The sequence below is a fragment of the Vibrio profundi genome, assembly GCF_005281835.1.
In the GTDB taxonomy this organism is placed as follows: Bacteria; Pseudomonadota; Gammaproteobacteria; order Enterobacterales; family Vibrionaceae; genus Vibrio; species Vibrio profundi.
In genome coordinates this window covers 211385-225753 of record NZ_RZIS01000001.1, presented here as the reverse complement: position 1 = coordinate 225753, position 14369 = coordinate 211385, and the positions used below count along the sequence as shown (strand labels likewise).

Below are 14369 nucleotides of genomic sequence, written 5' to 3'. Positions count from 1 at the left end.
TTCCTAACACTATTTCACTGAACCCGTCATGCCCGCAACAAACTGTTTTTGCATTGCGAAGAACACGGCAAGCGTTGGTAACGTGGCAATCACAGTGCCAATCATGATGGTGCCAAAATCTGGGAAGTACGCCGATGAAAGCGAAGAAAGCACCAAGTTTATGGTCTTCAGCTCTGCAGATTGCAGCACGATAAGTGGCCACAAAAAGGCATTCCACGATGCCATGAACACGATGATAAACGCCGCGGCGTAAGTGGTTTTCATCACAGGCATGTAGATATACAGATAAATTTTCCAATCTTTCACGCCATCAACCCGTGCCGCATCAATCAACTCATGAGGGAAGGCTTTAGTACATTGGCGGAAATAGAACACGATAAATACCGATGCGATCGTCGGAAGCATGACCGCTAAATGGGTATCCAGTAGCTGCGCTTTTGCCATCAGCGTAAAGAGTGGAATCATAAGAGCCGCAAATGGGATCATCATGGTCAGAAGCAAAGCGCCATAGACACGGTCACGAATTTTGCTTTTGTAGACTTCAAACCCATAGCCTGCCATCGAGGAAATCAACAAAGTGAACAAGGTGCTGATGATGGCGATTTTCGAGGTATTCCAGAAAATTAGCCCTAAATCGATTTGCTCACTCAACTTAGCGATGTTAGTAAACAGTTGGTCGCCAAACGTAAACTTACCTTTGTTGATTTCTGTGGTGGTGTTGGTGCTCGAAACCAGCATCCAATAGAAAGGAAACAGGGAGACGAGCGACATCAAGGTTAGAAATCCATACATCGCTAAACGTAATAATTTGTTTTGATTACTCATTATTTATCCTTAGCGATCTTAAATTGCAAAATGGCAAGCGCCGCAGCAAAGAACACAATCACATAAGACACGGTAGCCGCATAACCAAAGTTCGGGACGAACTTAAACGACAAGTTGTAGATGTACATCGACAGCGTCATGGTTTCATTTGCAGGGCCACCAGCGGTGATATTCATCACTTCATCAAACAACTGCAACGTACCAATTGTCGACATCACTGTGGTAAACAGGATGACCGGTTTGAGCAAGGGGACGGTGATAAAAAAGAACTGCTTAATTGGGCTGACGCCTTCAATTCTTGCCGCTTCATAAATCGATTTATCGATGTTCTGCATCGCCGATAAGAAGAAGATCATGTTGTAGCCAGTCCAGCGCCACGTAATGGCGATGATGATGGTGACTTTGGCCCAGAAAGGGTCCGACAACCACGGAATAGGCTCGCTAATAATGTGCGACCACAATAAGAATGAATTGATGATGCCTTCATACGAAAACATACTTTTAAACAAGATTGAGTAAGCCACGAGTGACGTGACACACGGTAAGAAAATCGCTAAGCGAAACAGACTACGAAACTTAAGATTTGGCGCGTTCAAGCAAGATGACAACACCAAAGACAGCAAGATCATGACTGGTACTTGCACGATCAAGAAGATAAAGGTGTTGGTTAAAGATTTAATGAAAAACGGGTCATTAAATAAGCGGATGACATTATCAAAACCCACAAACTCCATCATGACACCGCGCCCAGAATGCATCGACATCCATAGCGAGTTCACGATTGGGTAAATCATAAATAAAGCCACCAAGATCACGGCAGGTAACACAAAACCCCAACCGTTAATATCGTAAAAACGATGGAAGCTTTTCTTCTTCGTTGGCTCTTTATTTTCGAGAGCAGTAGAGGTATCCATAAGAGTAACCAAGACTAAAATGAGAAGTGAAGGCTCTTAGGGTTCTAAGAGCCTTATCGACGGATTAACGAAGTTGGAATTGCAGCTGTTGTTCTACGTCAGCTAATACTTTTTCTATCGGAGCACCCTGGACAATGGCTGGCAGCATCGAGCTTAGTGCCGCATCGACTTCATAGGTGTACATGCCGTAGTTCACTTCAGGCACTTGCACTAACCAGTTAGAAAAGTCGGAGTAGATTTTCTGGCCGCTAAAGAAATCACTGCTGTATTGATAAGCGTCTGATTCCGACGCTGGCATGTAGGAGCCTACAGCGCCGCGATCTTTCAAGATGGTTTCGTAAAAAGCTGCATTGGTACCGAACGTTTGGTTAAGAAACTTGATCGCTTCTTGTTTTTCATCTGATGCGTTCAACACATACCAGCTAGAACCACCTAGGTTAGAACTGTTAACGGATTGCTCACTGCTTAAACGTGGTGTCGGGGCAATTGCCCAAGATCCAGATTGGTCTTTCCCAGCTTCTACCGAAGCGGTGATCCACACGCCAGTTGTAATCGTTGCCACTTGACCGCGATTCACTGAACCCACCCATTCAGACCAGCCAATGGTTGGGCGAGAAACATCAGGATTTAGTAAGTCTTTGAATAGCTGCAGAGACTCTTTTAAAGACTCATTATCTTTAATGTTAAGAGAACCATCATTATTGAAATACCACTCTCCACCCGATTGCATCATGACACGCACTAGTCCAAGATCATCTGGATTTGTACCTAGCATCGAGATGCCCGTTTTTTCTTTGACTTGCTTACCAATTTCAACAAAACGCTGCCAAGTGATGTTTTCCATATCCTTGGCTGTAAAGCCGGCTTTTTCTAGAATATCGGTGCGGTAGTACATCCCCGTCACACCCGTATCAAACGGCAAGCCATACACTTCATCCTTTACTGTCATTAGGCTGACTTTGTATGGGGCGAACTGACTGTAATCAACAGCGTCGGTCATTGGAGCAAATGAACCCGGGTAAGATTGTAGGTACTTTTGTGCATTGTAGTCTTCGATAAGAACAATATCAGGCAGTGCTGACGTCACCCCTGAAGCTAGCATTGTATGTAATTTCTGCTCTACATCAGCCTTAGCGAAATCCACAATTTTGAAAGTCGTATCTGGGTTTGTTTTTTTATACTCCTCAGCCGCTTGTTCCATGATCGCGATATTGAAGTTGGGATCCCACGCCCAAACAGTAATCTCTTCAGCAAGCGCTGAATTACTGAAACAAGCCATCCCCACGGCAGTTGCGATTAATCCTTTGACCATTTGTTTCTTCATAATTTTATTCTCTTATTTTATGTAGGAGTAACAGTTTCATGGAAACGTTTACACAAATAAAAGTATCACTTCAAAAGTGATTAAAATTAGAGATGGAACGCAGTTTTTTTTAAAGTACCGCTAAAAATAAGCACACTGTGCAAGCCATCACCAAATTCGATAAAAGTAAGAAAATTATTAACTAAAATTTCACTACTATTATTTGAGCTAGATCTTGCTAACGGTGAAGTTTCCCAGAGTACCAATATGCTCATTCAAGCATAACTACTGGGGTACGGCTCGCTTTGCGCCAAATGTGTACCATAATTCTTTAAGTACTGACCGAAGTTGATAAAGGAGTTATCAATGCCGAAAACGGAATGGGGGGAAGTGTGGCAGAAGATGCAATCGGAGGTTAAGCGAGAGAGCCTTTTGTACTCTTTTATTTTTGTTTCAAGCCTATTTGTGTTCGTCATTTCCAAGGTGTTTTTTGCCGAAATCCATATTGATTACAATCTCTTTTTATACTTAAAAGTGCTGCTTGAAACCTGCTACGTCACCCTGACCGCGTGGTGTGTATATTACTATTTTTACCTATTAGTCCGTCGCCACCCGCATCCCATGAGACAGTTTTATGCCAAGGTGAAGTCGTTTGTGTTTCCGCCCTATCGTCTATTCGGTTGTTTGCTATTGTTACTGGCTCTAAACCTTACCTTCTCTTGTTACACCTACATAAAAGCATTAATTCCCAACATTCATTACTTTTCTTGGGACGTCAGCTTTTACCAGTTAGACAAAATGCTGCATTTCGGTGTTTCTCCTTGGGAAATAACCCATGCGATATTTTCGACGCCATGGAGCAGCTTTGTTATCAACTTCTTATACCACTTATGGTTTTTCATTATGTGGGGAACGGTTTTGGTCTTTATCTTCAATAAAAACCTCAGTCACTTAAGAACACAATTTTTACTCAGCTTTCTCTCTTCTTGGTTAATCACTGGTGGCGTATTTGCCGTATTACTTTCATCTGCAGGCCCTTGCTATCTCCACTTAATCAGCCCAGATTTTACTTATTACCAGCCCTTACTCGATAGACTAAACGCACAAAGTAACGAGCTAGTCGCAGACGGATTTTTGCCATTATGGGTATTAGGGGTCCAAGATATGCTGTGGCAAAGCTACCTAGAAAATACTGGAGGAACATGGGCTGGTATTTCAGCAATGCCGAGTATGCACGTTGCGATCGCAGTATTGATGGCGCTCAGCTTATCTAAGGTAAATCGTTACCTTGGCTATGTTATGTGGCTGTTTGCTATCATCATTCAAATTGGCTCTGTCCATTTAGCTTGGCACTATGCGGTCGATGGTTATATGAGCTTTATTTTAACTTGTATCATCTGGTTCGCTTGCGGGCGCTTAGCACGCCTACAACCGACTATGCCTTTAGCTGAGCAAGCTGCTCAGAAAGAGTGACTTTGACCAGCTCACGCAACCAAATATTTTTTTCGTAAGAAGCAAAATCTCTTCGATACAACAACGAGATATCAAAGTCTGCAACATTTAACGGCGGCGCTGTTGTCGCTAAGCTCTGATGTTCAAACTGAATCTTTGCCATTAGTTCGGGCACGATACACATTAACTGCCGACCAGAAATCAAACTACGTATGGTCATGAAATTTCGAGAGGCAACCGCAACCCGGCGCGCAAGTCCTTGTTCACCAATCACGGCATCGACTTGCGTTTTCAGCTTTCCATCAGGGCTCACTAAAGCGTGTGGATATTGGACAAATTGATCCACGCCGAATGGCTCTTGCAACTCAATTTGCTGTGGATCGTACATACACACATGCCTTTCAGTATAAAGATGTTCAGCCACGAGTTGATTATCAGGTGATGGGAAACTTCCGATGATCACATCGACATTTTCATCGCTAAGCAGCTGTTGATAATTATGGCGATTGGCATGAATAAAGCTGACTTTAGCGAGCGGTGATGAGTGATTAATGGCATCAAAAATAGCCGGAGCAAAAATTTGCTCTGCGTAATCGGTTAAGCCAATTTTGCAGACACCTTGATACTTGTCCGGGTAAAACTCTTCCACGGTGAACACTTCAAACTGTAATTGCGTAAGAACCTGTTGCACGATAGGCGCCACTTGCTCTGCCCGTTCTGTCGGTTGCATCTTGTGCCCTTTACGTTCAAACAGCTTATCTTTCAGAAGGTCTCTCAACCTAGATAAGCTGTGGCTCATTGCAGACTGGCTAACGAACACACGGTCTGCAGCGGCTGTCACACTGCCCGTTTCATACAGTGCCATGAACGCCACTAGCAAGTTTAAGTCGACGCCCTTCCAGTTGAATTCACTCATAATTAATATTGCTCATAGTAGATATCAAAACTATCAATTTGAATCATTATAATGCATTTCGTACTCTAGCGCTGAAACTGATAACCCATGAGTAAACTGAGATGTTTTCCTTATTCAAAACTTTTTTCCTATTAGGTTGGATTAGCTTTGGTGGCCCTGCTGCTCACATTGGCTATTTTCGTAATGCATTTGTTGAAAAGCGCCAATGGCTAAGCGATGAAGAGTACGCTCAGATAGTCGCACTCAGCCAGTTCTTACCAGGCCCTGGCTCTAGCCAAGTCGGCTTTGCGGTAGGTTATAAAAGAGGTGGGTTATTAGGCGGGATTCTAGCCTTTATTGGCTTTACTTTGCCTTCTGTGATTTTAATGTTGGCGCTTGCGGTGCTCAGCAGCCAATTTACAGAATCGACCCTGTTTCAAAACATTATCCATGGACTAAAATTGTTAGCCGTCGTCGTTGTCGCCGATGCCACATGGGGAATGTACAAGAACTTTTGTAAGGACAAATTAACGGTTGCTCTGTGTGCCTTTACCGCTGTCGCATTATTAGTTGCACCTAGTATTTTGACTCAAATCGGAGTCTTAGTGGTAGCGGGTGTATTAGGTAGCGTTTATTTAGCAAAAGGAACAGCATCAAGCTTCAAGGCATCTGAACTGTCTTACACACCATTGCTGATTTTCGTCGCATTACTTGTCGGTTTGCCGCTAGCGGCATCGATGAATGATTCCGTTCAGCTATTTTCTGAGTTTTATCAAGCGGGTAGCTTAGTGTTTGGTGGTGGCCACGTTGTACTTCCATTGCTACAAAACATTGTTGGTGACCAACTGTCACAAGATGCGTTCTTAACTGGCTACGCTGCGGCTCAAGCGGTACCAGGCCCAATGTTCACCTTTGCAACCTACATTGGCTATGAATTACTTCCACAAGCGCCAATTGCAGGTGCTCTATTAGCGACATTAGCTGTGTTCTTACCCGGCTTCTTACTGCTACTAGGCGTACTCAAAAATTGGCAAGCGCTTGCTGGTGTACCCAAAATTGCAGGGGCACTATGTGGCGTAAATGCTGCGGTAGTAGGCTTATTACTTGCGGCACTGTACAACCCAGTGTTTAGTAGCGCAGTGTTCTCTGCGGTCGACATGGCTTTAGTTGTAACGGGTTTCTATTTACTAAAGCAAAGGCAGTTACCGATTGTGTACTTAGTTAGCTTCTTCGCGTTAGCGGGGGCTGCATTAACCTTGGTTTAATTCGAAAGCTAAAAGGTAACACCCATCATCTGAATTAATTAAAAAGAGCCAGCAATTGCTGGCTCTTTTAGTGTTGGTAGAAAAACGGACTTACTGCACTGTCTCTTTCTTCATTTGAATGTCTTTCTCTCTCACCTCAGCCAATGCCCGTTCTAAGTTTTCATTGGCGACCTTATAGTAAGACGCCTGCTTATCTATCGCTTGCTGTAGGTATGGAATCGCTTTGTCTGGTTTACCTTGTAGGATCAAAAAGTACCCCACATTATTAAGCGCTTCTGGCGCGCTCATATGACGCATAAACACGTTAATCGCACGCTTAATTTCGTCTTTCCCTAAATAGATAAGCGCTAGATTATTTTGACCTTTCTCATTGGTTGGATCTTTCTCCAACGCCGCTAAGGTATAACGCTGAGCATCTACATAATCGCCACTCATGTAATAGGAGTAACCTAAGTTAATCAGCACCTTAACAGAAGTCGATTTTATCTTTAACGCTTTGTGCAGCAGCGCTTTCGCAACATCATGCTTAGCTTCAACATCATAGAGTACCCCTAGCCCCATATACGCCAAAGCTGGAGATTCATTATCCACTTGTAATGCCTTCACCCCTTGTACTGTGACTACATCACCATCGAGCATTTTAGGGTTATTTAAGCGTACTTGGTCAGCATTAAGAGCGCGGAAAAAGTAACTTTTACCCTGCTCTACGTTCCCTTGCTTGCTGTACATTGCACCTAAATGCTCCAGTACTTTCACATTATTCGGATTGTAGTCGATTGACATCAAATAAGCCTTTTCGGCCAACGCCAAATTGCCGCGAGAATAATGAATACGGCCAATCGTATAGAGGGACTGATCTTGATGTTGTGCATCGGGGAATTCGATCGCTCGAATATACTCATACAGTGCTAAATCGGTATTGCCGTTTGATAACGCAATATCACCACGCGTGATAGCCTCGGTCTCAGTCAACGGCGCAAGCTCGGAAGTCAGTGTGTCGACGGGTCTCCCATCATAAAGCACACTATCGAAACTCTCTTTTTCAGGCTCACTGGCACAGCCAGCGATAATCAAAGAAGCCATTAATGCCAATAACGTCCTGTTCATAATATCTCCTACCCTAAGGAATTGGAAAGTGCTAGCAAAGCCGGCCCAACCGCAACAATGAAGAAACAAGGCCATATAAATAACAATAGAGGGAAAATCATTTTCGTTGGAATTTTTGCTGCGATTTCTTCCACCTCTTGATTACGCTTATCACGAAAATCTTCGGTGTAATCCCTTAATGTTTGAGACAAGCTACCACCGACTCGTGATGCGTGAGAGAGCATGTTTACTAGCCCTGTAATTTCAGTTAAGCCCGTGCGTTCTATCAAATCTTCGAACGCATCCGACATTTCTATACCCGCTTTAATTTTTACGCAGACAGTGTCGAGCTCATCAGCAAAATCGGGATGAGAAATCATTAACTCATCCGCTACTCGCCTAAGCGCCGCGTTAAAACCAAGCCCTGATTCCGTACATACCACCAGCAAGTCCAAGGCATCCGGAACCCCGCCTCTCACTTGGCTCTGACGTTTATTGACAAATTGTTCTAGCACCATGTTCGGAGTAAAAAAGCCGGCCCCAACACTTAACAACATCGCTAAATTCAAATGACTCATGTCTGGATACAAGTAGTACAAGCCTGTCGCGATACCCACACCGATCACCACACTAAACACCTTCACCGCGTAGAAAATCGTGAGCGCATTACTGTCGTGGAAACCAGCATGCATCAACTTATGGCGAATACTCTCTTTCTCTTTGCTGTCTTTAGAGGTCACTATCGGCGCTAAGGATTCAAGAGTTGAATCTAAGCGAGTCCCACCCTTTTTCAGCCTAGAGACCGTGCTGTCTTCTTTGATCGATTCCAGCTTTCTCTTTAGCGGATTCTTCGCCCCAACAGTTATTAAGACCACACTCGCGATCAATAAAGTAGTAGCCACCATTAAAGCAAGCAGAATAAACGTTTGCTCGTCCAACTTAATCGAAGTGAAGAAATCTAGAATTGTTTCCATATCACACCTCGAAGTTAATGATCTTACGAATCCATACAGACCCAATAAACAAGCTCACTATCCCCATACTCACAATAGTGATCCCGCGAGGATCTTCATAGAGTGGCGCTACGTATTCTGGATTAACGAACAATAAGCCAACAAAGAGAACAAAGGGTGACAACACTAATATCCAAGCCGACATTCGGCTTTCAGCAGAGATAGTTTTAATTTTTCGAGTCAGTTTGAACCGTGCACGAAGCACTTTAGAAACTTTGTCTAAGTTTTCTGAAAGATTACCGCCCGTTTCCTTCTGGAGAAGCACCGCACTGGAAAAGGCAAGCATAGAAATGGTTGGCGTACGCTCCGCCATTTGCATGATTGCAAGGCGCATATCGTAGCCATAATTCAAAAGATTAAAGGTGTTTTTGAACTCAATGCCAATTGGCGCTGGCATCTCGTTCCCCACTTCATTAAACGCTTGAGTAACGGGCTGCCCGGCTTGGAGCATCCTTTTAATAATATCGAGTGCATCCGGCAACTGTTCTTCGAACTTCGCAAGGCGCCCTGAGATCTTATTTTGTAAAGTGAAGTGCAAAATAAACCATACCGCAAAAGCAGCGGCAGCAGCTAGGTACCAAGCCTGTCCTAGAACCAATATTAGTAACGCACTACACACACTAATAATTGAGGTAACTAATAAGGTTTGGCCTAATTCCCAGTCGTAACCCGACAGCTCAATCGCTCGCTTGAGGGATGAAAACAACTCTATTTTCACCAGCTTTCGATCGATTGGACTTAAACTACGTAAATAATGTTCATGTAATAGCGAACGGCTTTCTTCATCTAATGTCGACTGGCTTTCTTTTAGTCTATCGGCTAATTCTTTATGCTTCACCTTGCTCCCTGCCGCAGGCAGAATCAGAGCTTGTGAAATAAACACTACTGCAAAGAAAAGTAAGATAAAGAAATAGGTAATATCGTCTTCCATATACCTATCCTCTACGGCTGACTTTCGTTAAACAACTCAAAAGGTAAATCTAAACCACGCTTAGAAAGTTGATCATGACACCCAGGAACGACACCTGTTGCGGTGTAATAACCAATGATGTTGCCATCTTCATCTAAACCTTGTCGTTGAAACTTAAAGATCTCCGACATAGTGATGATTTCACCTTCCATACCATTAATTTCTTGGATGCTCACCATGCGACGTTTACCGTCTTCTTGGCGCTCCATTTGCACGACTAAGTGAATCGCAGAAGCGATTTGAGAGCGCAAGTTTTTCGCCGAGATATTCCACCCCGCCATCGAGAACATGTTTTCTACACGACTTAACGCATCACGCGGAGTATTGGCGTGTATTGTTGCCAGTGAACCATCATGCCCTGTATTCATGGCCGCTAGCATATCTACTGCCTCACTGCCCCTTACCTCCCCAAGCACCACTCTATCTGGTCGCATACGCAGAGAGTTTTTTACCAACTCACGCTGGGTGATTTCTCCTTTCCCCTCAAGGTTGGCAGGACGCGTTTCTAACCTCACCACATGAGGTTGTTGCAATTGAAGCTCGGCCGAATCCTCTATGGTGATGATTCGGTCATCACTCGGAATAAAACCAGAAAAAATATTAAGCGTGGTGGTTTTACCTGAACCGGTACCGCCAGAAATCAAGATGTTCAGCTCACCTTTTACCGCAGCTTCTACAAACTTGGCCATTTGCGGAGACAAAGAATTAAAACCAAGTAAGTTCTCCATATTCAATTTATCTACCGCAAAACGACGAATTGAAACGGATGGGCCATCTAGGGCTAAAGGAGGGATGATGGCATTCACACGAGAACCATCTAATAAACGCGCATCTACCATTGGGGAGGCTTCATCGATACGACGTCCCACTTGGCTTACGATTCGATCAAGGATATTTCTTAAATGACGATCGTCGAGAAAGGTATAAGGCGTTTTTTCTAGCTTTCCTCGTCGTTCTACAAACACATTTTTCGGCCCATTGACCAAAATATCGGAAACGGTTTTATCATTAAGTAGTGGCTCAAGAGGACCTAAACCAAAAACTTCATCTTCAATCTGCTGAACCACACGTTTGCGACCTTCCGCACTCATAGGACGAGATTGGTCATCCGCCATGATTTGAATGATGGCTTCGTGAAGATCTTGCTTGGCTCTGTCTTGCTCTAAGCTCGACAGCAATCCCAAATCTAATGTTTCGAGTAGACGTTGATGGTAGTAGTGCTTAATTTCAAGCTCTTGTTCTAACTGCTTGCGTGACTCTTCTACTTCTCTATCTCTTTCTTCAGCCGCTTTAATTTTTTTCTCAAGCGGGGAATTCCCACTTTCAGTGCTGACTGGCTCTTCTTCTATAAAGAATTCATTTTCTTGTTCATCTGACGTCTGAACTTTATCTTGAAATTCCGGGTTAACGTTTTTTCGTTTGAAGAACATAAATATTCCTTTTACTTTCTTACTAACCTTTACTTCCTAAGAAAACATTCGCTTGAGCCAACCTTTTTTCTCGTCTTCTACATGAGAAATCGTGTGAGAAAACTCAATCACCGATTTAGAGATCGAACTGCTTTTTCGTGATTCAATGAATGGCTTGCCTAAATTGGCACTTTCAATTGCTACTTTAAAATCATTGGGGATGACGTGAATCGTGACACCACCAATCGTTTGTTCTATGTCTTTAATTTTTATCGACTGCCGCTTTTCATAACGGTTAATAATCAGCTCAATATGCTCTTTAGGTAAGCCATACTCAAACGTTAGTACCTTAGCTATACGGGTCGAGTTTTTTATCGCCACTAAGTTTTGTTGCGTAATAAGAAACACCTTAGTCGCGGGAGCTAAAACGGAAGAGAACACATTGTCTATCCCACGAGATAAGTCGATAATTACGTAGGAATAAAACTCTCGAAGCGTAGGCAATAACTTGCCTAAATTTTTGGCTTGCTCAAAATCTTCGCTGTTGTTTTCGTGCCTAAAGCTCAGCATGTGTAAGCCAGAACTGTGCTTAGTCACCATACTATTGAGCGACACTTCATCCAGATCGGCGACACTTTCAATGGCATCGGACATCCCATAGGTGGGGTTAACATTGAGGTAATCTGAGATCACCCCAAATTGCAGATCGAGGTCGAGCAACAGCACTTCTTCATCGTTTTCATGCGCTATTTGTAACGCGGTATTCAAAGCCAAAGTTGAAGCGCCACACCCACCTTTACTATTTAAGAAAACATAAAGTTCTCCCATACTACGGCTGGCAATCTTCTCTTCAGCCATATTTTTTAGTAGAGGCATTAGCTCACTAATCGAGGCTTTCTCTGAGACGAAATCTGCCGCACCAATCCTAAGTGCTATCTTCAGTGCACCATTGTCGGCTTCATTACCAAACACAATCAGTGATGCCTCAAAATCATCCGAAGGCGCTTCATAGTCTTGGAGGGAAACGACCTTCTGAGCCCAATTAGGCCCAGTTTCCACAAAGATAAGATCAGGAGGTAAGTGACTAGAGAGTTGCTCGACGTTCAAACCAGCCAAAGCAATTGTATCGAAAGAAATGTTCTTACATTTGGCGAGCTCATTTCCCATATGCAGCTGGAAACGATCGCTCGAATACAGAACCCAAATATGGATATTGGTCTTCAATCTAATCGCGGTGTCATCATTCCTTGTAAGCTTCACAGCTTCTCCCATAGCTAATCCCCTTAGCAATCCGTATTGCTACATCTGCATTTTTTAGTTTTATTAAAGGCTCTCCAATAGTCTGTCATTCAATCAATGCGTGCGACGTCATCACAACCATTCACGTCTCTCGGTAATTATAGTCCGAGCTTTGAACACTGACTCAATACTTCTATTTTGGGCCTTTAGTATTAGCAAATTCATTCATCAGTAAACCTACGGATAAACTCCAACCTAATTAATATTTTGCAAAACTTGGCTTTCGTTCCCAGCTAACGAATCCACTTCTTTCCCTGTATACACTTGATAAGTGCCTTCCATCCGCTCGCCATTACCACTAGGAATAACCGATAGGTTTTCTTGTGAGGCATTCGGGTTATAGGTTTGCTGCTGCTTAATCTTTGCAACGTGCGTACCCAAGCGAGCGTCATTAACACAGCCAGTAGCGAGTACGACTGCTGAACAAAGGACTGTAATTACATGTAGTTTCATCACTGATTCCCTTTACAAACTATGTCCAAAGGAGCCCTCTGAGCCCCCTTGAGAGTTATCCAAAAACTGTGGGTCTCTTTGTTTTTGAACTGAAGGCGCTTGAACGGAAGAGTCTAAATACGCCCCTTGACCCAGTAAGTAGTATTTAAGATCTGTGGGTTCCACAAAGGCATCCGTAGGTAGCGTCACTGCATTTCTGTCAATTGGTTGAGCCAGCCTTGGAGTCACTAATATCACCAATTCAGTCTCGCCCGAGATATATTCTTGGCTATTAAAAAGTTGCCCAAGCACTGGGATATCACCGAAGCCAGGCATCTTACTTATTGAGTCTCGAACATTCTCACTGATCAATCCTGCTATACCTATGGTTTGGCCATCTGCCAGCTCCAATGTAGAAGAAGCACTACGACGAGTAATTGGTGGGATCACATATGTACCGTTGGTTCCACCAGGACTTAACGTCAAGCTGGTACTTGCAGCAATCTCACTGACATCAATCGCCAAATTTAGATTGATCTTTTTATCGCTAAGAACGGTTGGAATAAACTTCAGCCCCACCCCGTATTCCTTGTATTCAATGGTGATACCATCTTCATCAGGAACAGGAATAGGAAACTCCCCCCCGGCCAAGAATTCGGCTTTAGCCCCGCTTAATGCCGTTAGGTTTGGTTCTGCTAATACCTTAGCTACGCCATTGGTTTTTGCGATATCTAGAGCAAAGGTAAACAGCGTATCGCTATCAATAAAGGTGCTGAGTAACCCGGTTGTTTCAATGGATGGCGCGTTAAATATGGGGCCGATACCGCCCGTAACGTCATCAATGATTCCGCCGGCAGAAGTGGCGCCCCAAGAAAAGCTTCCGTTGTTTTCAAAGAAATGGAAGTTTGCGTCAAAGCGTCGTACTAAGCTGCGTTGAACCTCAGCCACAGTCACTTCCAACATCACTTGTTGAGCACCACCAATGGACATTAAGTTAATCACACCGGTTTTTTCAGTTTGCTCACTCAAAGAACCTTCTGCTTTATCGGCTTCTTCACCTGCAGAATACGTTTCCGCCACCCTCAAAGCGACGTTCATTTTCTCTTGAGAGCTTATTTGGCCACTTAGGATCAAGCGATCTTGAGCACTGTGCACTTCAATGGTTTCATCTGGCAAAAACTCATATAACTTGGCTTTTAAGCTATTAAGATCGTGGGTGACTTCAATATTGATTGATTCAATCAAACGCCCACGGCTGTCCCAAGCCATAAGGTTGGTCGAACCCAGTTTTTTACCAATCAAGAAAAGCTCATCAGACTTAAGCATCACAATATCGAGGACTTCAGGATCGCCCAGCGATACTCGTTTCGCCTTTGCTGATAAAGCAACGTGTGTGGATTTATGGTGAGGAACTTTTACAACTTTCCCTGTTTGTGTTGAGGCAAACACAGAACTGCTACACACCACCCAAGAAAATATGATTGCTATTATTATTTTCATAGTAAA

13 protein-coding genes are annotated in these 14369 nt (G+C 43.5%); 2 read left to right on the top strand and 11 right to left on the bottom strand.

All coding sequences use genetic code 11. The features are described from left to right. Window positions 1-9 precede the first annotated feature (9 nt). The 3 genes from ELZ11_RS01030 to ELZ11_RS01020 all read right to left on the bottom strand — a co-directional run bounded on the left by ELZ11_RS01030 (window position 10) and on the right by ELZ11_RS01020 (window position 3063). Entirely contained in the window at window positions 10-825 is an 816-nt protein-coding gene (locus tag ELZ11_RS01030; protein WP_137355512.1) for a carbohydrate ABC transporter permease, read from the bottom strand. Beyond that, window positions 825-1739 (bottom strand): carbohydrate ABC transporter permease, encoded by a 915-nt coding sequence (locus ELZ11_RS01025; RefSeq protein ID WP_137355511.1) that lies wholly within the window; start codon window positions 1737-1739, stop codon window positions 825-827. The genes ELZ11_RS01030 and ELZ11_RS01025 overlap by 1 nt, the downstream gene beginning before the upstream one ends. Window positions 1740-1803: 64 nt before the next feature. Continuing rightward, window positions 1804-3063 carry an ABC transporter substrate-binding protein gene (locus ELZ11_RS01020; RefSeq protein WP_137355510.1) on the bottom strand — a complete coding sequence of 420 codons (1260 nt, stop codon included), beginning with the start codon at window positions 3061-3063 and terminating at the stop codon, window positions 1804-1806. A gap of 345 nt (window positions 3064-3408) precedes the next feature. Here ELZ11_RS01020 and ELZ11_RS01015 point away from each other — a divergent pair, with 345 nt between their 5' ends. Then, on the top strand, window positions 3409-4515 hold the full coding sequence (locus ELZ11_RS01015) for a phosphatase PAP2 family protein (protein WP_137355509.1): 1107 nt from the start codon (window positions 3409-3411) through the stop codon (window positions 4513-4515). Here the strand turns inward: ELZ11_RS01015 and ELZ11_RS01010 are convergent. Further along, a complete protein-coding gene (locus ELZ11_RS01010) occupies window positions 4478-5410 on the bottom strand; it encodes a LysR family transcriptional regulator (RefSeq protein WP_137355508.1) in 933 nt (310 codons plus the stop codon). The genes ELZ11_RS01015 and ELZ11_RS01010 overlap by 38 nt on opposite strands. 101 nt (window positions 5411-5511) lie before the next feature. On the opposite strand from ELZ11_RS01010, the gene chrA reads away from it, so the two are divergent. Further along, window positions 5512-6654: a chromate efflux transporter gene (gene chrA / locus ELZ11_RS01005; RefSeq protein WP_137355507.1), complete on the top strand. Its 1143-nt coding sequence runs from the start codon at window positions 5512-5514 to the stop codon at window positions 6652-6654. 90 nt (window positions 6655-6744) lie between these two features. Here the strand turns inward: chrA and ELZ11_RS01000 are convergent, their stop codons facing one another. The 7 genes from ELZ11_RS01000 to ELZ11_RS00970 all read right to left on the bottom strand — a co-directional run bounded on the left by ELZ11_RS01000 (window position 6745) and on the right by ELZ11_RS00970 (window position 14363). Further along, window positions 6745-7761 (bottom strand): tetratricopeptide repeat protein, encoded by a 1017-nt coding sequence (locus ELZ11_RS01000; protein WP_137355506.1) that lies wholly within the window; start codon window positions 7759-7761, stop codon window positions 6745-6747. An 8-nt stretch (window positions 7762-7769) separates the two neighbouring features. Further along, window positions 7770-8714 (bottom strand): type II secretion system F family protein, encoded by a 945-nt coding sequence (locus ELZ11_RS00995; RefSeq protein WP_137355505.1) that lies wholly within the window; start codon window positions 8712-8714, stop codon window positions 7770-7772. A 1-nt stretch (window position 8715) separates the two neighbouring features. After that, window positions 8716-9684: a type II secretion system F family protein gene (locus ELZ11_RS00990; protein ID WP_137355504.1), complete on the bottom strand. Its 969-nt coding sequence runs from the start codon at window positions 9682-9684 to the stop codon at window positions 8716-8718. Window positions 9685-9695: 11 nt separating this feature from the next. Beyond that, window positions 9696-11153 carry a TadA family conjugal transfer-associated ATPase gene (locus ELZ11_RS00985; RefSeq protein WP_137355503.1) on the bottom strand — a complete coding sequence of 486 codons (1458 nt, stop codon included), beginning with the start codon at window positions 11151-11153 and terminating at the stop codon, window positions 9696-9698. A gap of 36 nt (window positions 11154-11189) precedes the next feature. Next, the gene (locus tag ELZ11_RS00980; RefSeq protein WP_137355502.1) at window positions 11190-12404 is read right to left on the bottom strand and encodes an AAA family ATPase; all 1215 of its coding nucleotides are present in this window, start codon (window positions 12402-12404) and stop codon (window positions 11190-11192) included. 222 nt (window positions 12405-12626) lie between these two features. Beyond that, on the bottom strand, window positions 12627-12884 hold the full coding sequence (locus tag ELZ11_RS00975; protein WP_137355501.1) for a hypothetical protein: 258 nt from the start codon (window positions 12882-12884) through the stop codon (window positions 12627-12629). A gap of 12 nt (window positions 12885-12896) precedes the next feature. Then, window positions 12897-14363 (bottom strand): type II and III secretion system protein family protein, encoded by a 1467-nt coding sequence (locus tag ELZ11_RS00970; RefSeq protein ID WP_137355500.1) that lies wholly within the window; start codon window positions 14361-14363, stop codon window positions 12897-12899. Between the last annotated feature and the right edge of the window lie 6 nt (window positions 14364-14369).

Excerpts from the sequence above, each read along its gene's own strand:
- ELZ11_RS00970 (WP_137355500.1), bottom strand. The coding sequence starts at position 14,363 with ATGAAAATAATAATAGCAATCATATTTTCTTGGGTGGTGTGTAGCAGT.
- chrA (WP_137355507.1), top strand. The coding sequence starts at position 5,512 with ATGTTTTCCTTATTCAAAACTTTTTTCCTATTAGGTTGGATTAGCTTT.
- ELZ11_RS01030 (WP_137355512.1), bottom strand. The coding sequence starts at position 825 with ATGAGTAATCAAAACAAATTATTACGTTTAGCGATGTATGGATTTCTA.
- ELZ11_RS01010 (WP_137355508.1), bottom strand. The coding sequence starts at position 5,410 with ATGAGTGAATTCAACTGGAAGGGCGTCGACTTAAACTTGCTAGTGGCG.
- ELZ11_RS01025 (WP_137355511.1), bottom strand. The coding sequence starts at position 1,739 with ATGGATACCTCTACTGCTCTCGAAAATAAAGAGCCAACGAAGAAGAAA.
- ELZ11_RS00975 (WP_137355501.1), bottom strand. The coding sequence starts at position 12,884 with ATGAAACTACATGTAATTACAGTCCTTTGTTCAGCAGTCGTACTCGCT.
- ELZ11_RS01015 (WP_137355509.1), top strand. The coding sequence starts at position 3,409 with ATGCCGAAAACGGAATGGGGGGAAGTGTGGCAGAAGATGCAATCGGAG.
- ELZ11_RS00985 (WP_137355503.1), bottom strand. The coding sequence starts at position 11,153 with ATGTTCTTCAAACGAAAAAACGTTAACCCGGAATTTCAAGATAAAGTT.
- ELZ11_RS00995 (WP_137355505.1), bottom strand. The coding sequence starts at position 8,714 with ATGGAAACAATTCTAGATTTCTTCACTTCGATTAAGTTGGACGAGCAA.
- ELZ11_RS01000 (WP_137355506.1), bottom strand. The coding sequence starts at position 7,761 with ATGAACAGGACGTTATTGGCATTAATGGCTTCTTTGATTATCGCTGGC.
- ELZ11_RS01020 (WP_137355510.1), bottom strand. The coding sequence starts at position 3,063 with ATGAAGAAACAAATGGTCAAAGGATTAATCGCAACTGCCGTGGGGATG.
- ELZ11_RS00980 (WP_137355502.1), bottom strand. The coding sequence starts at position 12,404 with ATGGGAGAAGCTGTGAAGCTTACAAGGAATGATGACACCGCGATTAGA.
- ELZ11_RS00990 (WP_137355504.1), bottom strand. The coding sequence starts at position 9,684 with ATGGAAGACGATATTACCTATTTCTTTATCTTACTTTTCTTTGCAGTA.